Origin of the sequence: Paenibacillus sp. 1781tsa1 (assembly GCF_024159265.1) — a bacterium.
Lineage (GTDB): Bacteria > Bacillota > Bacilli > Paenibacillales > Paenibacillaceae > Paenibacillus.
In genome coordinates, this window is record NZ_JAMYWY010000001.1 from 999,343 (window position 1) to 1,021,144 (window position 21,802).

Annotated in this window: 17 protein-coding genes; 13 read left to right on the forward strand and 4 right to left on the reverse strand. The window is 46.7% G+C overall.

What is annotated here, in order from left to right; translation table 11 throughout:
* Positions 1 to 48 precede the first annotated feature (48 nt).
* From NKT06_RS04515 to NKT06_RS04540, 6 genes are all read left to right on the forward strand, one after another.
* The gene (locus tag NKT06_RS04515) at positions 49 to 858 is read left to right on the forward strand and encodes a methionine ABC transporter ATP-binding protein (RefSeq protein WP_253430483.1); all 810 of its coding nucleotides are present in this window, start codon (positions 49 to 51) and stop codon (positions 856 to 858) included.
* Positions 855 to 1,526, forward strand: a complete 672-nt coding sequence (locus tag NKT06_RS04520; protein ID WP_253430486.1) for a methionine ABC transporter permease — start codon at positions 855 to 857, stop codon at positions 1,524 to 1,526. The genes NKT06_RS04515 and NKT06_RS04520 overlap by 4 nt, the downstream gene beginning before the upstream one ends.
* 84 nt (positions 1,527 to 1,610) lie before the next feature.
* Positions 1,611 to 2,450 carry a MetQ/NlpA family ABC transporter substrate-binding protein gene (locus NKT06_RS04525; protein WP_483311559.1) on the forward strand — a complete coding sequence of 280 codons (840 nt, stop codon included), beginning with the start codon at positions 1,611 to 1,613 and terminating at the stop codon, positions 2,448 to 2,450.
* A 347-nt stretch (positions 2,451 to 2,797) separates the two neighbouring features.
* Positions 2,798 to 4,795, forward strand: coding sequence for a methyl-accepting chemotaxis protein (locus NKT06_RS04530; protein ID WP_483311560.1), 1,998 nt, complete (start codon positions 2,798 to 2,800; stop codon positions 4,793 to 4,795).
* 71 nt (positions 4,796 to 4,866) lie between these two features.
* The gene (locus NKT06_RS04535) at positions 4,867 to 5,172 is read left to right on the forward strand and encodes a PAS domain-containing protein (RefSeq protein ID WP_036672654.1); all 306 of its coding nucleotides are present in this window, start codon (positions 4,867 to 4,869) and stop codon (positions 5,170 to 5,172) included.
* A gap of 194 nt (positions 5,173 to 5,366) precedes the next feature.
* On the forward strand, positions 5,367 to 8,588 hold the full coding sequence (locus tag NKT06_RS04540; RefSeq protein WP_253430489.1) for a hybrid sensor histidine kinase/response regulator: 3,222 nt from the start codon (positions 5,367 to 5,369) through the stop codon (positions 8,586 to 8,588).
* A 21-nt stretch (positions 8,589 to 8,609) separates the two neighbouring features.
* On the opposite strand, the gene NKT06_RS04545 is transcribed toward NKT06_RS04540, so the two are convergent.
* Together NKT06_RS04545 and NKT06_RS04550 are read right to left on the reverse strand one after the other, a co-directional pair.
* Entirely contained in the window at positions 8,610 to 9,284 is a 675-nt protein-coding gene (locus NKT06_RS04545) for a response regulator transcription factor (RefSeq protein ID WP_253430492.1), read from the reverse strand.
* 135 nt (positions 9,285 to 9,419) lie between these two features.
* Positions 9,420 to 10,283, reverse strand: coding sequence for a helix-turn-helix transcriptional regulator (locus NKT06_RS04550; RefSeq protein WP_253430494.1), 864 nt, complete (start codon positions 10,281 to 10,283; stop codon positions 9,420 to 9,422).
* Between the two features lie 138 nt (positions 10,284 to 10,421).
* On the opposite strand from NKT06_RS04550, the gene fabF reads away from it, so the two are divergent.
* Complete coding sequence (fabF, locus tag NKT06_RS04555) at positions 10,422 to 11,660, forward strand: beta-ketoacyl-ACP synthase II (RefSeq protein WP_253430497.1); 1,239 nt, start codon at positions 10,422 to 10,424, stop codon at positions 11,658 to 11,660.
* A gap of 122 nt (positions 11,661 to 11,782) precedes the next feature.
* Here the strand turns inward: fabF and NKT06_RS04560 are convergent, their stop codons facing one another.
* Positions 11,783 to 13,012, reverse strand: coding sequence for a nitrate/nitrite transporter (locus tag NKT06_RS04560; RefSeq protein WP_253442383.1), 1,230 nt, complete (start codon positions 13,010 to 13,012; stop codon positions 11,783 to 11,785).
* A 426-nt stretch (positions 13,013 to 13,438) separates the two neighbouring features.
* On the opposite strand from NKT06_RS04560, the gene nirB reads away from it, so the two are divergent.
* The 3 genes from nirB (at position 13,439) to NKT06_RS04575 (ending at position 18,669) form a co-directional block, all read left to right on the forward strand.
* On the forward strand, positions 13,439 to 15,607 hold the full coding sequence (gene nirB, locus NKT06_RS04565) for a nitrite reductase large subunit NirB (protein ID WP_253430500.1): 2,169 nt from the start codon (positions 13,439 to 13,441) through the stop codon (positions 15,605 to 15,607).
* A 41-nt stretch (positions 15,608 to 15,648) separates the two neighbouring features.
* Positions 15,649 to 17,781 carry an assimilatory nitrate reductase catalytic subunit NasC gene (gene nasC, locus NKT06_RS04570; protein ID WP_253430504.1) on the forward strand — a complete coding sequence of 711 codons (2,133 nt, stop codon included), beginning with the start codon at positions 15,649 to 15,651 and terminating at the stop codon, positions 17,779 to 17,781.
* Positions 17,782 to 17,928: 147 nt separating this feature from the next.
* Positions 17,929 to 18,669: a hypothetical protein gene (locus NKT06_RS04575; RefSeq protein ID WP_253430508.1), complete on the forward strand. Its 741-nt coding sequence runs from the start codon at positions 17,929 to 17,931 to the stop codon at positions 18,667 to 18,669.
* A 79-nt stretch (positions 18,670 to 18,748) separates the two neighbouring features.
* Here NKT06_RS04575 and NKT06_RS04580 read toward each other — a convergent pair whose 3' ends face one another.
* Positions 18,749 to 19,681, reverse strand: a complete 933-nt coding sequence (locus NKT06_RS04580; RefSeq protein WP_253430511.1) for an AraC family transcriptional regulator — start codon at positions 19,679 to 19,681, stop codon at positions 18,749 to 18,751.
* A 165-nt stretch (positions 19,682 to 19,846) separates the two neighbouring features.
* Here NKT06_RS04580 and NKT06_RS04585 point away from each other — a divergent pair, with 165 nt between their 5' ends.
* From NKT06_RS04585 to NKT06_RS04595, 3 genes are all read left to right on the forward strand, one after another.
* A complete protein-coding gene (locus tag NKT06_RS04585) occupies positions 19,847 to 20,131 on the forward strand; it encodes an Atu4866 domain-containing protein (RefSeq protein ID WP_253430515.1) in 285 nt (94 codons plus the stop codon).
* A 19-nt stretch (positions 20,132 to 20,150) separates the two neighbouring features.
* On the forward strand, positions 20,151 to 20,888 hold the full coding sequence (locus NKT06_RS04590; RefSeq protein WP_253430518.1) for an SDR family oxidoreductase: 738 nt from the start codon (positions 20,151 to 20,153) through the stop codon (positions 20,886 to 20,888).
* A 481-nt stretch (positions 20,889 to 21,369) separates the two neighbouring features.
* Positions 21,370 to 21,795, forward strand: a complete 426-nt coding sequence (locus NKT06_RS04595) for a hypothetical protein (protein WP_301289777.1) — start codon at positions 21,370 to 21,372, stop codon at positions 21,793 to 21,795.
* Positions 21,796 to 21,802: the final 7 nt, after the last annotated feature.

Consider the following 21,802-nt stretch of genomic DNA (forward strand, 5'->3'; position numbering starts at 1 on the left):
CATGTGTTCTTGAAGAACCATGCATGATCATTCACGGGAGGACTCTCCATGATCTCATTATATGGTGTAAGCAAACGTTATAACGAGCGCGGTTCCCGTGCAGATCAGGGATTCGAAGCTTTAAGCTCGGTGTCGCTCGAAGTGGGACAAGGCGAAATTCACGGCATCATAGGTTCGAGTGGCGCAGGTAAATCCACGCTTCTGCGGATGCTCAATGGTCTGGAAAAGCCGGATGATGGTGAGGTTGTTGTGAATGGGCAGCACCTGACCCAGATGAATGAGCGCACTCTGCGTCTGGCACGAAGGTCCATTGGCATGATCTTTCAGCACTTCAATCTGGTCAGTAATCGAACGGTGAGTGGCAATGTCTGTATGCCGCTGGAACTGGCGGGTATGTCCCGTACACAGCGAGTCGAACGTGGACTTGAGGTACTGAGATTTGTTGGACTGGAAGACAAGGCAGATCAATATCCTGCTCAGCTTAGCGGAGGACAGAAGCAACGTGTGGCGATTGCACGAGCACTAGCCAGTCGTCCAGATGTGCTGCTCTGTGATGAACCGACTTCGTCGCTTGATCCACAGACCACGAATGGCATACTGGATGTGCTTCGTCATATCAATGAAACGCTGGGCGTGACCATTGTTGTAGTGACGCATGAGATGGAAGTGGCTCGTAGGCTATGTCACAGGATATCCGTTATGAAGGATGGGCGACTCGTACGAACGTTGACTGAAGCGGAAGTAAGCAGTATCCCCGCTCCGCAGCCGGATCTGCTGACATCCTTGCTTGCGGGTGATGAATACGGTATGGCAGGTTCGTCTTTGTTCCGTCAGGCAGACCAGGAGGACAAATCATGAGGTTACCTGAATCTGTGCTCAAGTATCAGCATGAAATATGGCAGGCGATCGGAGAGACTTTTGTCATGGTGGGTATCTCCATTGTGGCAGCTGTTCTGATTGGATTACCTCTGGGTACACTTCTGTACTTATTCCGGAGAGGACAACGGTATCAGAATCAAACGTTGTCCTTTGTACTTGGCAGTGTCGTCAACATCATTCGTTCGTTTCCGTTCTTACTGCTGGTTGTATTCATGATTCCATTCACACGAATCATTGTTGGAACGTCCATCGGTACACTGGCGGCAACCGTTCCACTCTCGATCATTGCGATTGCCTACTACGCCAGACTGGTGGAACAAGCATTGCTGGATGTACCGAAGGGAGTGGTTGAAGCTGCTGCATCCATGGGGGCATCGACAATGCAGCTTGTGGTGAAATTCCTGTACGTGGAGGCACGATCTGGCCTTGTACTGGGACTCACAACAGCTACGATTAGCTTCATCTCCTACTCGACAGTCATGGGCATTGTAGGTGGCGGCGGGGTTGGTGATTTTGCCATTCGCTACGGTTATCAGCGCTTCGAAACGGAGATTATGGTATTTACGATCATCATTATGATTATCCTGGTACAGATGATCCAATTTACAGGCAGCAGATTGTCCCACTGGCTGGATCGCAGATCCTGAGGGTAGTGGACACGGTACATGATGGAAGAAAGTGCAGTAACAAGTAAGACCAATACAGATTATATGATGAGGGGTAGACATAAAATGAAAGCAAAAATGATGCTTATGTTGCTTGCAGTAATGCTGGTCGTAGCTGCTTGTGGCAAAAAAGAAGAAACACCTGCGGCTGAAGGAACAAAAGAAGATACACAAGCTGCACAAGAAGTTACGCTGAAAGTGGCCACATTGATTCCGCCGATGACAGACGTACTGGATATTGTTAAACCACTCTTGAAGGAAGATGGCGTCAATCTGGAAGTTGTTGTGTTGTCGGATAACGTTCAACCGAATACGGCACTCGCGAACAAGGAAGTGGATGCAAACTTCTTCCAGCACGTGCCTTACATGAACCAATATAATGAAGCAAACAATGCGAACCTGGTGGCCGTGCAGCCCATCTATAATGCCATCTATGGCGGCTACTCCAAAAAGTACAAAACGATTGAGGAATTGCCAGAAGGTGCAACGATCGCAATTGCGAACGATCCTTCCAACATTGGTCGCTCTCTTGTGATGCTGGAGCAGAACGGATTGATTAAGCTGAAAGAAGGCGTAGGTTTTAACGCCACACAGGCAGATATCACCGAGAATACGAAGAACTTCAAGTTTGAGGAAGTGGACTTGTTGATGCTTGCTCGCATGATGGATGACGCTGATCTGGTAGCTATGACACCTGCATATGCCAGTCCGCTCGGTCTTACACCGAAAAAGGATGCACTGTTAACCGAGAAGGATGATTCCCATTTTGCCATCACCCTGGTTGCCCGTGAGGATAATAAGGACTCCGAAGCAATCCAGAAGCTGGCTAAACGTATGGCGGGTCCAGAGGTCAAAGCCTTCTTCGAAGAGAAATATGCAGATATCGCGATCCCGGCATTTAAATAGAGAATACGTTGGTCCAATGGGAATAGTCATAAGATCTGAGCGATAACGCTTGGATCTTTTTTTTTGTCATCTTTGTTGTCATCGCGTGCTTATTAACAAGTATTTAAAAAGTTAACAATTTGGTCATATCCCCGGAATACTTTATTTAATAGTTTTTTCGTATAATTTGTTTGAAAATAGTTCTTTAGGATTATAAATGAAGAGATTTGTTCGAGTTTTTTAGTGTAAAAAGTGTTTTTTACAAGAAGTGAGACCTAGTTTTTTAAAAAGATGGTTTACAATCTATGAGAGCTTTACAAGAGCTAGATCAAGTAAATCTAAAATTAATCTGGAAGAGGTAGAGAAATTTGTCCCAAAAAAATAGCAAACCGACCTGGTTCAACAAGATGCATAAGAACTTTAAGACAAAGTTGGTGGTGTCCTTTATTGCATTCCTGGCCATTCCTTCGTTAAGTATTGGAATCTTATCGTATAACAGTGCGAAAGATGAAGTAGAGAAGCAAATTTTACATAGTGCGATGGAAAACGTGAATCTTGCCAGTGCGACGATTGATCTTTCAATTAATACCAAACGGAATCATATTGAGTACTATGCAAAAACACTTGCAGAGGAATTAAGACAGGAAGATGCCGAGGTTCGGGTTGTGAACGAATTGAAGGGGTATGCTGCGCAGAATACAGATATCATCACCATAGGTGTGGGCACAGAAGCCGGTGTGTATCTGATGTCCTCTGATGCAGAGATGCCCAAGGATTACGATCCCCGAGTAAGACCATGGTATACCGAAGCAATGGGAAATCCAGAGCAGGTCATTGTTACAGACCCTTATATTTCTGCCGAGACAAACAAGATCACCATCACCATCGCCAAGGCACTGGAAGACCAATCTGGTGTGGTCCAATTGGATCTCAATCTGGCGGACATTAGTCAATTGGTTAGCGGAATTAAAGTAGGAGAAAAGGGACATCTGATTCTGCTGGATGCCAGCGAAAAGTATATCTATCATCCGACGATGCAACCTGGAACAGATGCAACAGAAGATTTTTGGACACAAGTGTATACGAATGAATCCGGTAACTTCAACTATACCTTTGATCAGGTTGATAAGGTCATGTATTACGCCACGAATGCATCCACGGGATGGAAGGTTGCAGGTACCATGTTCTCTTCTGAAGTAGAGGATGCGGCTGCGCCTATTCTGAATCGAACAATTATGGTGATCGTTTCCTGTCTTGTCATCGGAATTTTGATCATCTGGCTGGTGATGCGATCGATTGTTAAACCGATTCGTCAGTTGAAGGATCAGGCGATTCAGGTGAGTGAAGGGGATCTAACCCAGACCATAACAAGTACAAGCTATGATGAGATTGGTGAACTGAGTGATGCTTTTGGCAAAATGCAGAGCAACCTGCGTGTGTTAATTCAAAATGTGGAGAACAGCGCCAGTCAGGTAGTCATCTCTTCGGATGAAATGACTCAGAGTGCGGAATCAACCAGCGCAGCCAGCGAGCAGGTCGCGCGAGCCATTCAGGAAATTGCGAGTGGTGCGGAGAAACAGACCGAAGGTATTGAACATAACCATCAGGCCATGATTGAAATTACGATTGGGATTACAAGAATCGCCGAACGTTCCATACATGTCGCTGATTTGGCGAAACATACAACTGTACAAGCAGAAGAAGGTGGCAACACCGTCAAGCAGACGGTGAGTCAGATGCAATCGATTCAAGAGACGGTAGAACAGACAAACCAATTGATTCAGGCGTTATATGAACGATCACACCAAATTTCAGCAATCACGGAGTTAATCGGAAATATAGCCAAACAGACAAACCTGCTCGCGCTGAACGCATCCATTGAAGCTGCTCGTGCAGGTACACATGGCAATGGATTCGCCGTTGTAGCAGCAGAGGTTCGCAAGTTGGCAGAGCAATCCGGGCAGTCCGTCAATGAAATCACCGTGCTGACTACGGCGGTACAGGAAGATATGGCTGCTTCCGTTCGCATGATGGAGAAGGTGACTTCAGAGGTTGGAGAGGGCATGGAAATCTCTACAGAAGCGATTCGGAAGTTTGAACGCATTCTGGATAGTATGCGCGAAACGACACCTCAGATTGAAGAGATTGCAGCTACGTCACAAGAGATTACAGCAGGTGTACAGGAAGTATCTGCTGTATCCAATGAGTTGGCAGGCATCGCGTCAGGCAATGCTGCAACTTCCGAAGAAGTGGCCGCTTCTTCAGAAGAGCAACTGGCAGCGATGGAGCAGATTTCTGCCTCGGCTCGTGGCTTGTCTACCATGGCTGAAGATCTGCAGCGCCTGATTAGACAGTTTAAGTATTAAACGGGATCGTAGAAGAGAACATCACACAGGAACAACATCACATCATGTTTCATTAGAGGGAGTGGACAGCCATGCAACTAGAACTCAAAGCCTTCTTACTGCTAACGGATGCGGTCATGATTACAGATGAGGAGGGTGTGATTCTAGATGTGAATTCCGTTTATGTAACCAAAACAGGATTCTCACGGGAGAGCACCATAGGTCAGCCTGCCCGATTGCTAATGGATACCCACTGGAGAGGAAATCAGACCTGGTCCGGTGTAGCCAAACTGATGAAGGCCGATCAGGAAGTGTGGGAAGCCCAAGTTACGATTACATCGGTTCATTTGGATGATTCTCTTTTTTATATCAGCATATTTAATGATGAATTTTCATGAAAAAAAATCGTTGTTTGGTGATAAGGGTATGTTAGCTGAAAGTAGTAATTATTTTCAAAAAAATGGTCAATATCGTCAATTGAATAAGGGAGCCTGGCATACTATGATTTGTGTACTGGGGAACTGCGACCGTGAATCTGACAACATTCATTGAATGCATGAAATCCTGAAGTCGTAATGTGGACGGTGACCATTTGCTACGCGATCTTGTGTTAAATTTCACGCTAATTTTGATCTTTGTTTTCCTGATTCATCACTATCTGAACCAAACCAATGCTACCCGTTCAATATCGATCACGACTCGGATCATTATTGGTATTACACTGAGCATGTTGGGCACGGCGCTTTATTATTTCTCTATTGTGTTTGATGATGGTACATTGTTGAATTTCCGGGCAAGTGTGTATCTGCTCGCCGCTTATTTTGGTGGGACTGGCTCTGCATTTGTTACTTTTGCATTCATGTGGATTTTTCGGATTAATATGGGGCGTAATTCCTTGTTGGAAAACTGGCAGTATGCATTGACAGAGTTGTTATTTGTTGTAGCCATATGCCTGATCTTTAAGTATATCCGGGGATTTATGCAGAAGTGGTTGTCCGGAGCGTTATTGCTGATAACGATGTATGAGTTTTTTGTACTAAAGACATATAATCCTTCTCTGCTAATGATGGGGCAGGTTCTCCTTTTTCAATGTATCTGCCTCCTGTCCGTTATATTATTCCTGTATTATCTGAACCAAAATCATCGATATAGGAGATTGGTCGTTCAGAGGGATCAGGAAATGCTGGAGATGCTTCGTATGCAGCCGGGTTTTACTTTTAAAATCGGAAAACAGAACGGAAAATTCGAGTACCTTCTGCTTGAAGGAGAGATGCTCTCCCGACTGGGCCTGGATATGAGTAGTCTAAAGCAAGATTACACGTTGGGTACGTTGAACATTTTACCTCAAGAGAAGATAGAGTTCCTGCGAAAGCAGTTCGACCGGGCCTGGAAAGGGGAGTCTTTCTTTTACGAGATTGAGCATGGAGGTTACTATTCACTGGTGAAGCTTCGTCCGCTGCGAGAAGAAGGTATGGTGAAGTATGTCATAGGATATGGACTCGATATTACGGAACACAGAGCAGTTAAACGAAGAATTCAAGAGAGTGAGGAGCGATATCGAACTCTTGAGCGCGTGTCGGCAGACTGGTTCGTCGGTATGGACAGCAACAGGTGTATTGTGTCAGTTAATCAGAAATTTCTGGATGTGCTCGGACTCGGTAGGCAGGAAGTGATTGGGCGTCAGCTTGAAGAATTGTTGTTCATTGAGCAGCTGGATAACTGGTTGTTCATTTTCCACAAAGCCTTACATCATAATATAGCCCAGGATACGGAACTGAGTTTCATTGTTGGAGAAGGTCATGAGCAGCATGTTCGGGTTCACCTATACCCTGTTAAAGTACTAAACTCGAGTGAGAAAATTAAGGCAGTCATTCAGGATATTTCGGATCACTATAGACGTGTTAAGGCCGACAAAGCAAGCCAGGCGAAGAGTGAGTTTCTCGCATTCATGAGCCACGAGATTCGTACCCCACTGAGCGGAATTATCAGCTTTTCGTTGTTGCTTCAACGAACAGATCTATCTCCACAACAAAAGGATTATTTGAGTAAAATTAATGCGTCCTCCCAAACCTTGCTTGCCCTCGTAAATGATATTCTTGATTTTTCGAAAATTGAGGCAGGAAAGCTGATTTTGGAGAAGGTTTCTTTTTCACCAGAGGATGTGATCAAACGCGTGGCAGATCAGATCGGTGTGGCTATCGGGAACAAAGATATCGAAGTGATCTTTACAACCGATCCCGATCTGCCGTTAACGGTGATTGGTGATCCCTTCCGACTTGAACAGGTGTTATTGAATCTGCTGAGTAATGCGATTAAGTTTACGGAGCATGGATATGTAACGTTGCAGGCAGAGGTGCTTTCATTGGAGGCGGAGCGAGTTCAGGTCCGTTTTGAGGTAGAGGACACGGGAATTGGAATGTCACCCGAACAATTGGAACGGCTTTTTGTCCCGTTTACTCAAGCGGAACCTTCCACGTATCGAACCTATGGTGGTTCAGGTCTTGGGCTGGTCATCTGTTACCTTCTGGTGACCTCCTTGGGAGGAAGCTTGCAGGTGGATAGTGTGCTGGGAAAGTATAGTCGGTTCTCATTCGACTTGATATTTGAACTTGCAGATTCGGAAGAAGAAAGTTCCTTCCTGCAAACGTACCCTCTTCTATATTGTGCGGATGATGTGGTTATCGTTGAAGAAGATGAACGAATGGGTGCAAGTTTGAAGCAGATACTCCACTCATTCGGGATGAAGCCGAAGCTGTATCCTTCGTTGAACCATATGCTGGAAAGTGATTGGTGTGTATCTGATGCACAGGGGATAAGTTCAATATTGTTTATGGTGAATATGGATGCAGAGCACACACAACATAGTTCACTTTGGAACAAATTGGTGAAGCGATTGAATCGAACCAAATATCAGATGGTGGGTTATACTCATGCCTTTAGTGAAAATGCCCTGTGGAAGGAGAGATCCTTTCGCCCTGATCTCATGATGATCAAACCGATTACACGTCTGGGATTGTTCGAAGTGTTACTTGCACTTCAGGGTGAAGGGCCACTGGAGAACAAGGGGATGATTGAAGGCGACGAATTCTATTCGCGTAACTTGAAAGGGCACATTCTGATAGCTGAAGACCATGAAATCAATCAACTGGCTATTCGGGCCATTTTGGAACATATCGGATTCAAGGTCACGCTGGCAAACAGTGGCACAGAGGTTTTGAAGAAATTGCACGAACAAGCATGGGAACTGATTCTGATGGATCTCTATATGCCCGATATGAATGGAATGGATGCTGCGCGACACATTCGCAAGATGAGGAAATATGACCGTACACCCATTATTGCGCTTACAGCGAATGGTTTAAAAAGGGAGCATGAACTGTATCTTGAAGTGGGCATGAATGCAATCCTGATTAAGCCCATACATGAACAACAGATCGCAGACATTCTGGCGATATGGATTGATCTAAAAGGCATAAGGGAGATCAATGGAATTGATTCAGATAAGGCCATTAGACAGATGGACGGCAAGCCGCACATTCTGCAATATGCGCTCACGAAATTCAGGACGGAATATGGCTCGTTTCAGAAAAAATTGACGATTCAGCTTCAGCAACAGCAGATCACTGATGTAATCCGTAACGTTCATTCTCTTCGAGGCGTAGCTGCGAATCTGCATGCAGTGGACCTGATGTGTGCGGTTCTCCAGCTGGAGATGCTCTTATCCGGTCCATTACTTGAAGAAGAGGCACTCAACTCGGTATTAGAGAAGGTGCAACAGGAGATTGATCAAATTACCGGGTCTCTGCCATGGTGACTTGAATAAAGATGTATTATTTTAAGGTGTGAACTTATATCCGACCCCCCAGATGGTTTGAATGTATTGGGGGTTTTTCGGATTGTCCTCAATTTTTTTACGAAGCTTGGTAATGTGCACATCGATGGTGCGATCATTAATGCAGGCATCAATACCACGAATGGCTTCAATCAGGGCATACCGGCTGAAGACCTTGCCAGGATTGAGGATAAACAGCTTCATGATCTCAAATTCGGAAAATGTCATCTCCACTCGCCGGTTATTCAACAGAACGGTTCTTCGCGCCAGATCGAGAGATATTCCGGGTTCCTGTTCAGTGACCACAGAGCTGTTCAATATGGAGTAACGACGCAATACAGCCTCAATACGTGCTTTCAGTTCCTGCATGCTGAAAGGTTTACATACATAGTCATCAGCCCCATCTGTTAATGATCGAATTCGTTCAGAAACTTCGGTTAACGAAGAGATGACAATGATGGGGATTGCCGTATGTTGGCGCATGAGAGAACAAGGATTCATATTTCCCGAATCAGGGAGCAGCAAATCAAGAAGCAGGATATCAGGCCGCGCTTGAAGCTGTAGAAGACCATCTCTTGCGTTATCGACACGGGTAACATCATAACCCTCACCTTGTAAATACAAGGATAATGTATCGCCTAACATGTTGTCGTCCTCTATGATAAGCACTTTCGTCATGATATTCCTTTCTGAACCTCCTTCTTGTAGAAGGATTAAGATCCATGGATTAACTTCATATACCTGATATTTAAAACAGGCTACATGAGGATGTCAAGACTCTAACATAACTCCAAGGAGGTGAGAGAATCCGATTTATTGCTCGCCAAGATGTGGATCAGCTTCACGCTCGATCAGGCGCATCAGTTTGCGCTCGGTAGCGGTCTCTGGCGCAGGGGTGTAGACACTGCAACGCAGATCGGAACTACCCTGAACCTGCAACGAAGTCAGATCAAACAACATTTTGCCTGCTTTGGAATGCCTGAATTCGATTAATACGTCCGGGGCACTGCTGACGCTGCTTTGTTTCCAAAGAGTATGAAAATCGTGATGTCTGTTCATCATGTCATCCAAAAATAAATTATACCATTCATCATCGACATACTGACCATAATAAGCACGAAAAATCGCCAGAAATCCGCTAACAAAATCCTCCCAGTTCACGGCGAGCCTGCGAAACTCCTTTCGATCAAATAATAGACTGATCATATTCCGCTGTTCGGGGGCAATCTGTTCAAAATCCATAAAAACATGCCGGGCTGCATCATTCCAGCCAACAATGTAACAACGCCGATCCGAGATCACGGTAGGGCAGTGATGAAGTTCTTGCAAAATTTTCTGCAAAGAAGGGTGAAGTTGAACAGGTTCTTCTTCCAGTGTTGGCAGTTCCGAGTGATGTTCCATGGCCAGCGAAAACAGATATTTTCGCTCATCCGCAGTAAGCCTTAGTGCTGAAGCGATGTTGTCCAAAACCGAGTGGGATACCTGAATATCTCGACCTTGTTCAAGCCAGGTATACCATGTTGTGCTCACTCCTGCCAGTTGGGAAACCTCTTCTCTCCTTAGACCAGGCGTTCTGCGCCGACTTCCAGTGGGTAAACCGACCGATTCGGGAGAAATTTTGGAACGCTGTGTTTTTAGAAAAGTTGACAATGCCTGTAACCTGACATCGTAGTTCAATCCATCACCTTCAATCCTCGTTATCATGGTAGTCATTATACTATTATAATTGACAACTTGTAATAGGATATTCAAAAGTGCACTATTAGTGGCATAGCGTAAGATTAAGAAAGACAACAGCGCTAAAGGAGGATGGGCATGGAACGAGTCGTGATTACAGGTATGGGAGTCATCTCTCCTTTGGGAAATGATGTACATACATTCTGGAATGGATTAATTGAGGGTAGATCAGGAATATCAACAATAGAACATTTTGATACAGCTTCGTATAAAACCAGAATCGCTGGTGTGGTCCGTGATTTTGATGGTGAAGAGCAATTTGGACGCAAGGAAGCAAGGCGTATGGATCGATTCGTTCAATTTGCTGTTGCTGCTGCGGATCAGGCTGTATCACAATCGGGTCTTGTAATGGATGAATTGGATCGTGAAAGGGTAGGTGTATATATTGGTTCAGGCATAGGCGGCATCCAGACATTAATGGAACAAGGCAAGGTCCTGTCCGATCGGGGACCTGCGAGAGTCAGCCCAACCCTGGTACCTATGATGATATCCAATATGGCTGCAGCTATGGTCAGTATGAGGTTCGGTTGCTGGGGGCCGACATTGTCGCCAGTAACCGCTTGTTCCATTGGCAATACAGCCATTGGAGAGGCTTTCCGTTGCATTCGTCATGGCGGAGCCGATGTTATTATTGCTGGCGGGACAGAAGCGGCTGTAACCGAAGTGTCACTGGCAAGCTTCGGTAATGCGACAGCGTTGTCAACAAGAAATGAAGCGTTCCAAGCAGCAAGCCGTCCATTTGATGCGGGGAGAGACGGTTTTGTCATGGCGGAGGGCGCTGGAATTCTGGTTGTTGAGTCACTATCTCATGCACTGGGAAGAGGGGCGAATATTCTTGCCGAAGTGATTGGATATGGAGCCAGTTCAGATGCGTATCATATGGTAGCTACCCACCCGGAAGGACGAGGGGCATATCTGGCGATGAGAGCAGCACTGAAAGAAGCTCAGATTGGACCTGAAGACATGGATGTAATTAATGCTCATGCCACCAGTACGGAGGCGGGTGACCTCTCTGAGACGAGAGCGATTAAGCAACTTTTTGGGGAAGCTGCCTATGATATTCCGGTTACAGCGAATAAGTCCATGACGGGACATATGCTTGGTGCAGCAGGCGGTGCGGAGGCGATCTCACTTATTCAAAGTCTGCGGCATGGCATCATTCCTCCAACCATTAATCAGGAGCAGAGGGACCCTGAGTGTGATCTGGATTACGTACCAAACGAGGCAAGAAGAGCAGAGTTGCGGATTGGGATGTCTAATTCCTTTGGTTTTGGCGGTCATAATGCGGTTATTGTTCTTCAAAAATATTCATCTTAAGTAAAAGAATAGCCGTAATCAAAGGAACAGCGCAGCCTGATAGGGCCACGCTGTTCCTTAGATTATTCATATGGATTATTCGTACCACTGTACCATGATTAACGGGCGAGTGATTGCACGCCTTACGAAGAGAGAGACGTTGATTCCGCCAGGCCTGTGCTGCCCCGATTCAACCAGCTCATACGCCATCGGGATTGCATGAAGAGAACAAGGATCAGAGAAGCCGCTACAATCAGGCTAAGGATGACAAAGCCTGGTGTATAGGATTGATAGCTGCTATACAGTTGACCGAGAATCAGTGGCAGTGCATACCCGCCCAATCCGCCAGCTGCACCTACAATACCTGTCATCAGGCCAATCTCGTTGCCGAAACGTTGCGGAACCAGCTGAAACACGGATCCATTTCCGGCTCCCAGACACATCATACCGAGGAACAGCATGACGACTACAACAGGAAGCGGTGGCATGAAGGATACCCCGATCAACATGATGCAGGCTCCTGTATAAAGGAAAGTCAGCATGCGGGTTCCACCAATTTTGTCCGCCAGATAACCTCCTACAGGTCGGAAGAAACTGCCTGCGATTACACAGAAGGTGGTAATATCTGCGGCTCGAACAGGTGAAAGTCCATACTGGGTGTTGAAGAAGATGGTGAGATAGTTACATAATCCAACGAAGCCACCAAAGGTCACACAATAGAAGGCACAGAATACCCAAGCATCTTTTTGTTTAAGCAGACTTCCATATTGGGACAATTTCTTGGGTTCAGGCCGATTAGGGCTATTCTTGGCAAAGAGAGAAAAGAGAATAAATACGAGAGCGATCGGTATCATAGCAAGTCCGAACACAACTTCCCAGCTGCCAAAATGCGTAGCCAAGCGATTGGCAAACAACGTCGCGAGTACGGTTCCGCTGTTACCCGCCCCGGCAATACCCATGGCGAGACCCTGATGCTCTTTGCCATACCATTGGCCCGCCAGCGGTAGCGCAGCGGCGAAGGAGGCGCCTGCCACACCCAGCAAGAGTGCCACCACGTACAGTTGGCTTAAGGAGTCAACCCATAACCAGCCGAGTAATAAGGGAACCAGGGTGACGAGCATCCCGATCTGTGCGGTTAGTTTTGGACCGATATAATCAGACATGAAGCCAAGCACAAGGCGCAGGATGGAGCCGCCGAGAATAGGCAATGCGACCAGATTGGCCTTTTCCAGCGGAGTCATCGGATAGTCCAATGCAATGACAACTGCGAGTGGACCCAGCATTCCCCATATCATAAAACTGATGTCAAAATACAGAAACGCCCCGAAAAGGGTGGGCTTATGCCCGCTTTTCCAAAAACTTTTGCTCTCCATCATCCATCATCGCTCCTTATCCAATTGAGAACTTCGTGATTTTCTATGTGCGTGTTGAGGCAGAAAAAGGCCGCAATTCGTCCAGATCTGAACGATTTGCGGCCCCGTTGCCGACAGGCGGTACACGTCATTGTGTTCCCGCATCTGAGTTGATCACAGCACTGTGATTTTGATTCAAATTATAATCAAGAGAAAATATATATGTCAACAAAAATTACATGGAATTTTAAATAATTCATTTTTCAATCGTTATTCGCATTTTTAATGTTAATTTAGTTGACATTAGATTGGGATTCCCTTAATCTGAATCTAATATGAATCCACACAAAGGCGTGTGGATTCCGGAGGCAACGGTGCCCTTTTCCGAATTATGGAGAAGGGATTTTTCTGTTTATTTTCAGGTGAGAGAGATAGGGGGGGCAGCCCATGAGCAGAAGCAAACTGGTGATTATCGGGAATGGCATGGCTGGAGTGAAGTGTGTTGAAGAGATTATCGCACTGGAGCCTGATACGTATGAGATTGTAATTTACGGCAATGAACCCCGTCCCAACTACAATCGGATCATGTTATTGAAAGTATTGCAGGGTGAGCATTCGTTACAGAATATCATTATCAATGATTGGACTTGGTATGAAGAGCATCATATACGACTATGTACAGGTGAAACGGTACACCGCATTGATACCCGTGGAAAATATATAGAGACTGCATCCGGCCTAAGAGAAACATATGATGTCCTTATTCTGGCGACAGGGTCTTCACCTTTTATCCCACCGATCCCGGGAATGGATAAAGAGCGGGTCATGTCCTTCCGGACCATTGATGATTGTATGCGTATGTCTGAATATTCCAGAGAATATCGCAAGGCCGCCGTTATTGGGGGTGGATTGCTTGGACTGGAGGCTGCACGTGGATTGCTGCATCTGGGTATGGAAGCTGTGGTAGTCCATAATGCACCTTATATTATGAACCGGCAGTTGGATCAGAAAGCGGCCGCGATGCTTCAGGAGCAGCTTGAAGACCAGGGCATGTCCTTTCTTTTGTCCAAAAATACGCAGAAAATTACCGGACGATCACAGGCGCAGGGACTGCTGTTCACAGATGGTTCCAAGCTTGAAGCACAGGTTGTCATTGTCGCTGTAGGAATTCGGCCAAATGTGGACCTCGCCAGACGAAGTGGAATTGCCACGAATCGGGCAATTATGGTAGATGACTATATGCGCACCAGTGTACCGGATATATACGCAGTTGGAGAATGTGCCGAACATCGGGGAATTAGTTATGGTCTGGTGGCCCCCTTATACGAACAGGGGAAGGTGCTCGCACGTACGCTCTGTGGACAGAAAACGTCTGAATACAAAGGATCTATACCCTACTCACAGTTGAAGGTATCGGGAGTTGATGTTTTCTCTGCCGGCGAGATTAGTGGTGAAGGCGTACAGACCGCAATTCAATATCTGGATGGCATTCAAGGCACATACAAAAAGGTACTGATGCAGGCTGGCAAAGTGCGCGGAGCCATCTTATTTGGAGATACAACCGAAGGAACGTTGTTGCTTGGACTTGTGAAACGAGGTGCGGATGTGGCGGAATTGGCTCCGCGTGAAGGGGCGCCGGACCCGGCTGAGAGGGCTGCTGCCGCATTATCGGCTCAGGAGACGGTATGTGCCTGCAACAATGTGACCAAAGCAGCTATTATGAAGGCAATTCAGGAACAGGGACTGGAAACGGCAGATCAGGTGAAGGAGCAGACCAAGGCATCGGGTTCATGCGGTGGCTGTCGCCCGATGGTGGCTGCACTGTTGAAACATACGCATAACCTGAAAAATAACGGGGGTACTGGAGTAGTAGCCACAGCAGATAAATTTGCTCCATTGCCTGTATGCAGTTGTACGGAGCTTGGGCATTCAGAACTGAAGGAAATGCTGGATGACATTGTTGATCGGGAGACAGACCTACCCTTGATCCTGAAGCAACTGGGTTGGAGGTCCGAACTTGGGTGCGCGGTATGTCGTCCAGTGATCCACTATTACTTGCAGGTATTCGGTGGAACGATAGTTGCTCCAGAGATCGAAGGTCACTCCGAGGTTCAGGTGCGCTGGGATAATCATATCCCTTCGTCATCCTATGCCAGAGATGTGAGTAGGTTGGCTGCACAGCTTCGTGCCAGTTGGATCGGTGCAGTGATGCCGTCATCCGTGAATATTGGGGTTGCACCAGGGCCGGGATCATTAGTTGGCGCACTGGTTCAGGATATTGGTTTGCTGGCTTCACCAGCTGGATGGGAGATTTACGCAGGAGGTCATGCAGAGCATCCGGTCAAGCAAGGTCGTTTGCTCGGAGTGGCAGAAACGGAGTGGCAAGCGGCTATGCTTGCATCAGCCTGTCTTCAATGGTATCGCCAAACCGCCTGGTATGATGAACCGTTATGGGCATGGACCGAGCGATTGGGATTCATGTCGATTCGGGAAACGCTGCTGGACGACCAACTACAGAAGGAACTTGTTGCGATTCATCATCATGAGCGGGATGCGGCTTCAGCATCCCCGATGAAGCAATCTCTTGAATCTTCCGCGGTGCAGAGCACCGTCTGAAACGGATCGGTCGATTACAGCTGAAAGGCAGGGATGGGAAAATGGAATTATCGATAACTTCGGAAATGGCGGTATCCAAGCTGTATGTAAAAGAAACACAATGTCCATATTGCAGTGTGCAATGCAAGATGACAGTTGAAGAGCTAGCTGCACCTGTTGCAGGCCAGAGCCGAGCGGAATATACGGTCCAAGGCGTTCCGAATGAAGCCTCTGAGGGCAGGTTGTGTGTGAAGGGTATGAATGCTCATCAGCATGCGCTAAGTGGTCACCGATTAATGCATCCGCTGATTCGTCGCAATGGTGAGCTTGAACCCTGTTCCTGGGAGGAGGCTATTCAGACCATAGCAGAGCGGTTTCAGAACATGAAAGAATCATACGGAGCAGATACGGTCGGAGTATACGGAGGCGGATCTTTAACGAATGAGACAGCCTACCTGCTTGGCAAGTTCGCCAGGGTTGCTTTGGGGACGAAATATATCGACTATAATGGACGGTTCTGTATGTCAGCTGCCGCTTCTGCCGGAAGTAAAGTATTCGGGATGGACCGTGGACTGACGTTCCGCCTGTCCGATATACCGAAATCGGGCTGTATTATACTTGCGGGAACCAATATCGCAGAATGCCAACCTACACTCTTGCCATACTTTAATCAGGCGAAGGAGAATGGGGCCTTTCTCATTGTTATTGATCCCCGCAAAACGGCAACTGCGGCGATCGCCGATCTTCACTTGCAGGTAAAGCCTGGAATGGATGCTTTGTTGGCGGATACCATGTTGAAAATAATGATGGATGCCGGATTGGTGGACCCTCATTTTATAGGCGAACGAACGCGTGGATACGAGCAATTAATACAAGGGTTGGCCGATCTTCAACTCGAACAGTCTGCACAAGAATGCGGAGTTGATCTGGCCCTGATTCGTCAGGCGGCGCTGGCCTATGGTGAGGCAGAGACAGGTATGATCATGACAGCGCGTGGTGTGGAGCAGCAGACGGATGGGCATATGGCCGTCAGGCACTTTCTCAACCTGGTATTAGCGACTGGCAAAATTGGCCGAGAAGGCTGTGGATATGGTGCTATCACCGGTCAGGGAAACGGGCAGGGCGGACGGGAGCATGGGCAGAAGGCTGACCAGCTGCCGGGCTATCGATCGATTGAAAATGAAGCCGATCGTGCCTATGTGGCATCGATCTGGGGCGTGGACCCTGCAAGTTTACCGGGTAAAGGAGTCTCGGCCTACGAGATGATGGAGAAAGTTCATGACCAGGAGATTCGGGCTTTGCTTGTCATGGGCTCCAATCCGGTTGTATCCAATCCTAATGTACGTTTGGTGGAAGAAGGTTTGCATAAGCTGGACTTTCTGATCGTGGCAGATATGTTTCTGTCCGAGACTGCACGAATGGCTGATCTGGTTCTTCCGGTTACCTCTTATATGGAGAATGAAGGTACACTCACCAATCTGGAGGGGCGTGTTCTGCTCCGTGAAAAGGGACGACCTGCACCAGGCGAAACGCTCGATGATTGGGAGATATTATGCCGGATTGCCGCGAAATTGGGTAAAGTTTCTTACTTTGATTATGACTGTGCCGAGAATATCTTTAATGAGCTTCGGTTGGCGAGCCGTGGTGGAGTGGCTGATTACTATGGCATTACCTATGAACGTTTGCGTAACGAAAAGGGTGTATACTGGCCGTGTTCTTCCCTTGAAGAGCAAGGAGAAGGCTTGTTATTTGGTGATCGATTCGCACATCCCGATGGCAAAGCGGCTTTCACATGTGAGTCAAGCCTGGGCTGGAATGATATATCGCAGGAATTCCCCTTAATTCTTACCAACGGACGTGTGCTTCCTCATTATCTTACAGGGGTGCAGACGCATCGTAGTCCGGCACTGGCAGCTCGTGAATTGGAGAACTTCGTTGAGCTTCATCCGGTTACCGCTGCCCGTCATCGTATTCACGATGGAGAGTGGGTAGAGATACAATCGGTGTACGGAAGCTTCAGGGTTCGCTCGCGCATCAAGGATTCCATTCGGGAGGATACGTTGTTTGTGCCGATGCATTGGGGTGGTGTTCAGAATGTGAATCGGGCAACCCGACCGGAACTGGACCCGTTCTGCCGTATGCCCGGATTCAAGACGGCGGCAGTAAACATTCGACCATTACGATTAGCCAAATGATTCATACACGTTTCAGATTACTGGTTTCCAGGAGTCATAAGCTGCTCTAATGCTAACTTCGAGAACGGATATGTAAAATGACTGGAACTTAAAAGCAGAATAAAGCGTTAAGAATATATACTGACTAAATAAGAGGTGGGCAAACCTTTGAAGAAAAAAACATTGGTTTCAATACTCACCATACCACTGGTAGCTGCATCTGTATGTGGCTACATGTACTTGAACAAACCGTCTATAATTAGTGCTCAAAGCGATGTTGAAACCGCAGCACTTAAGGCGATCCAGGGTAAGGTGGATTATATTAAGGAATCGTTTGACGACGGATCATATATCGTTCGCTATCGGGATCGTGTGAATTTGACAGAAGTTACTGAGGAATACCGTGATAACCAGCTTCATTACAAATTGATTATTGAAGATGGTGGTAAGAAAATTACTTCGTATGGTCGAGATTTTGAGACGGGAAAATTGGTTGGGAATACTTGGACCATGCCGGACAACATAGCTGCTGAAAATGAGAAGTTGCTACAGATCTCGCTGTTGGAGAATGCTAAAGAAGAATTACAGAGTCAGGATTGGACCGTACTGGAAGCTGCGGGAACAAACTCCCGTTCTGCTGCAGAGCGTAATGAGCATAAGGCTGTTTCTGAAGACGCACTCCACAAGGAAGTTGTAACCATTGATGTAAATACGGGTTTACCGACGCAACGTGTGATTTATCAGAAAGACAAAAACGGTGAAATTGTAACTAGCTCAACCAAGACCGAAGAGTACAAGTATCTGGATTCTATTCCGATGAAGATCCAGAGCTTTGCTCCGGAAGAATCGATTGAGATTAAAGAAATACCGGCGCCGGTCATTGAAGATAAGGTGTTTGGAGGGTCTTAAGATTTTCTATTTCATCAACAAGTACAATTACAAGAAAGCCAGCCCTCATATTTGTTGAGAGCTGGTTTTTTGCTTGAATTTAGCCCTCGATCTGGAGTGCATGGCGAAGGCGCTTGATATCACTTTTGGGAGGAAGGCCATACATCCGGGCGTACTCCCGACTGAACTGGGAAGGGCTCTCGTACCCAACCTGGAATGCTGCATCTGCCGCATCGGTTGAACCTGCAAGTAACATTCGCCTGGCCTCCTGCAATCGAATCTGTTTTTGATATTGCAGTGGGCTCATGGCAGTAACGGCTTTGAAATGATAATGCAATGAGGACATACTCATGTTAATCATGGAAGCCAGTTGCTCGATTCGCAGTGGATGGGCATATTCGGAGTGGATTACTTCAATGACTTGGGCGATGTGCTGTGCATGACTGTTTTGGACTGCAAACTGCCTGATGGAATGCCCGTGTTCATCCTGAATCAGGCGATATAGAATCTCACGAGTCATAAGAGGTGCAAGTGCAGGGATATCTTCAGGTGTATCCAGCAATCTGACCAATCGGATTACGGCTTCCAGAAGGGGAGATTTGTTTGAGCTTACAAACAACCCACGACGTGTTGAGTTGTTGGGTTTGGTTTGTGTGGAAGGAGAATCTTGAATAAGATCAAAAACCTGCCCCGAATCAAAATCAAGTCGTAAGCAGAGATAAGGGTGTTCTGTCGTTGCCTGTACCACTTGTCCTGAAATAGGCAAGTTTATGGAAGCGACCAGATACTGTGAAGAGTCATAGGTGTAGCTCTCTTGTCCGAGAATAACGAGTTTGGAACCTTGGGCCACAATGCACAAGGCGGGTTCGTGCACGGTATGAATGGGCTCTGAAACCTGGGAAGCACGGATCAAAGCAAGCGAAGGAATTGCTGTTATATGAATCCCGTCCTCTTGGGTGAAACGACCGATTAAGCGGGCCAATTCCTGTTGCTGCTGAATAATAGCTGTATCCTGTTCCGTTTTGGATAGCATGGATTGCAGGCCCTCCTTTCCTGATGCTCATATAACCATTTTAAGTTGCGTTGGACGAATAGGCAAGAATACTGTGGGATTCTTCTATCGTGCAGAGACTGATCCGCTACATAATGAAATTAAGCAATTGAATCTGTTGGCAACAGAAAGGAGTGTTGTGGAAATATGGCAGGTAGTAGATCAGAAGACAGACAAGAAGTGGAACACCCGTATGTAGGAATGTGGGTGACGAAGGACGGGTACATCCGACATGAACTGCTCCCTTCCGGTCGTTATGATGAAGCACGGGGAGATAGGCAAAGTGCGTATCAAGGTCGATATGTAGTCGATGGAGACCATATTGAATATGTGGATGATACTGGCTTTACTGCGGATGGAGACTTTAAGGAAGGCGTGCTTTATCATGCAGGCATGGTCTTGTACAGAGAAGATGCACAATCAAATACCTAAACAGGGGAGAGAAGTCGATATGTTTAATGTAAAAGGGAAAGTCGTTGTGATCACGGGTGCAAGCAGCGGAATTGGGGAGGCAACAGCGCGTCTGTTAGCAGAGCAGGGGGCACATGTAGTTATCGGTGCAAGACGAGTGGATCGTCTAGAGGTGCTGGCTTCCTCCATTCGCTCGGAAGGTGGTTCAGTAGAATATCATGCCCTTGATGTTACACAGCTGGAAGACATGCAAACGATCGTAGAGCTTGCGCTCAGTCGTTATGGACGCTTGGATGTGATTGTTAATAATGCCGGAGTTATGCCACTATCATCCCTTGAAGCACTAAAAGTGGACGAGTGGAACCGTATGATTGATGTTAACATTCGGGGGGTTCTACACGGCATTGCAGCTGGGCTGCCCGTTATGAAAGAACAGGGTTTCGGCCAGTTTATTAATATCGCTTCCATCGGAGCTTATGCCGTGACACCTACAGCCGCAGTATATTGTGCAACCAAGTACGCTGTCCGTGCGATCTCGGAGGGTCTGCGACAGGAGGCAGGCTCAGATATCCGCGTGACCCTTGTATCGCCAGGTGTGACTGAATCCGAACTTGCCGAATCGATCTCTGATGATGAAGCACGGGAGTTCATGAAAGATTATCGGAGTATATCCATTCCAGCCACGGCTATTGCTCAAAGCATTCTATACGCGATCAACCAGCCGGCTGAGGTGGATGTGAATGAAATCGTGGTGAGACCCACTGCAAGCATAGCTTAAAACCTCGCTGTAAGACTCAAAAAGATGCCCCCAACCCTATGCATGGTTGGGGGCGTCTTTTTGTACCTAATAAACAACTTGGTTCATATTCTAGGGTAGCTAACCACTAGCGCTACAATTATAATCTCACATAAGGAAGGAACACATCATGGATTTATGCTGTCTATACTCTTGGATCTGATCCAGTATTCAACAGGAAGATAGGAAAATTTAACATGGGAGCAATTCAGGAAGAGTGTATTAGCTGGTTTTTGCGTATATGTACGCAAGTAGTTCATAGTTCCGTGGTTCCACGTAAACATGAGGATTGGCTCATGAATATGGATTGAATTTTAGTTATGATGTTCATTAGGGGTACATATGTACGTATTTTTGATTTTATTTTGAGATAGATCGTCATTGTGAGTTTAGGTTATTACGCATCGTGGTATAGATATCGGGGCTTATGGAAGCTTCTTCAAATAGGCAGGACAGAGGGGGCATGACAGTGAACATATGGATAACGGTAAAAAGTCTGGGTAAGCGCAAGCCGGTACTTGCCAAGCAAGCTGCCGAACTTCCGGAAACAACTCATACGCTAAGGCAGCTCATTGAAAATATGGTGACTCTGCAAGTAAAAGCTCTTCAGGACAAGAAGCAACAGGCAGAATTGCTCGCCTACCTGATGCCGGATGATATTGAGGCGCAGGGAGCGGCGGGGAAAGTCGGGTTTGGCGCAGTATACAATGAGGGTGTTCCTGATCTGAATGGTGCGATGGAGACAGCTATAACTGCCTATGAGGATGGATTGTACAAAGTGTTTCTCAACGATGAAGAATTGCAGGAACTGGACAAGTCAATTTTGATACAAGACGGCGACACCGTGGTGTTTATCCGATTTACAATGCTTGCCGGACGTCTGTGGTAGAGAGTGA

What these genes read in the sequence shown, in the direction of transcription:
- nasC (WP_253430504.1), top strand. Translation starts at nt 15,649, where the DNA reads ATGGAATTATCGATAACTTCGGAAATGGCGGTATCCAAGCTGTATGTA.
- nirB (WP_253430500.1), top strand. Translation starts at nt 13,439, where the DNA reads ATGAGCAGAAGCAAACTGGTGATTATCGGGAATGGCATGGCTGGAGTG.
- NKT06_RS04535 (WP_036672654.1), top strand. Translation starts at nt 4,867, where the DNA reads ATGCAACTAGAACTCAAAGCCTTCTTACTGCTAACGGATGCGGTCATG.
- NKT06_RS04520 (WP_253430486.1), top strand. Translation starts at nt 855, where the DNA reads ATGAGGTTACCTGAATCTGTGCTCAAGTATCAGCATGAAATATGGCAG.
- NKT06_RS04545 (WP_253430492.1), bottom strand. Translation starts at nt 9,284, where the DNA reads ATGACGAAAGTGCTTATCATAGAGGACGACAACATGTTAGGCGATACA.
- NKT06_RS04590 (WP_253430518.1), top strand. Translation starts at nt 20,151, where the DNA reads ATGTTTAATGTAAAAGGGAAAGTCGTTGTGATCACGGGTGCAAGCAGC.
- NKT06_RS04560 (WP_253442383.1), bottom strand. Translation starts at nt 13,012, where the DNA reads ATGGAGAGCAAAAGTTTTTGGAAAAGCGGGCATAAGCCCACCCTTTTC.
- NKT06_RS04585 (WP_253430515.1), top strand. Translation starts at nt 19,847, where the DNA reads ATGGCAGGTAGTAGATCAGAAGACAGACAAGAAGTGGAACACCCGTAT.
- NKT06_RS04580 (WP_253430511.1), bottom strand. Translation starts at nt 19,681, where the DNA reads ATGCTATCCAAAACGGAACAGGATACAGCTATTATTCAGCAGCAACAG.
- fabF (WP_253430497.1), top strand. Translation starts at nt 10,422, where the DNA reads ATGGAACGAGTCGTGATTACAGGTATGGGAGTCATCTCTCCTTTGGGA.
- NKT06_RS04525 (WP_483311559.1), top strand. Translation starts at nt 1,611, where the DNA reads ATGAAAGCAAAAATGATGCTTATGTTGCTTGCAGTAATGCTGGTCGTA.
- NKT06_RS04595 (WP_301289777.1), top strand. Translation starts at nt 21,370, where the DNA reads ATGACAGTGAACATATGGATAACGGTAAAAAGTCTGGGTAAGCGCAAG.
- NKT06_RS04515 (WP_253430483.1), top strand. Translation starts at nt 49, where the DNA reads ATGATCTCATTATATGGTGTAAGCAAACGTTATAACGAGCGCGGTTCC.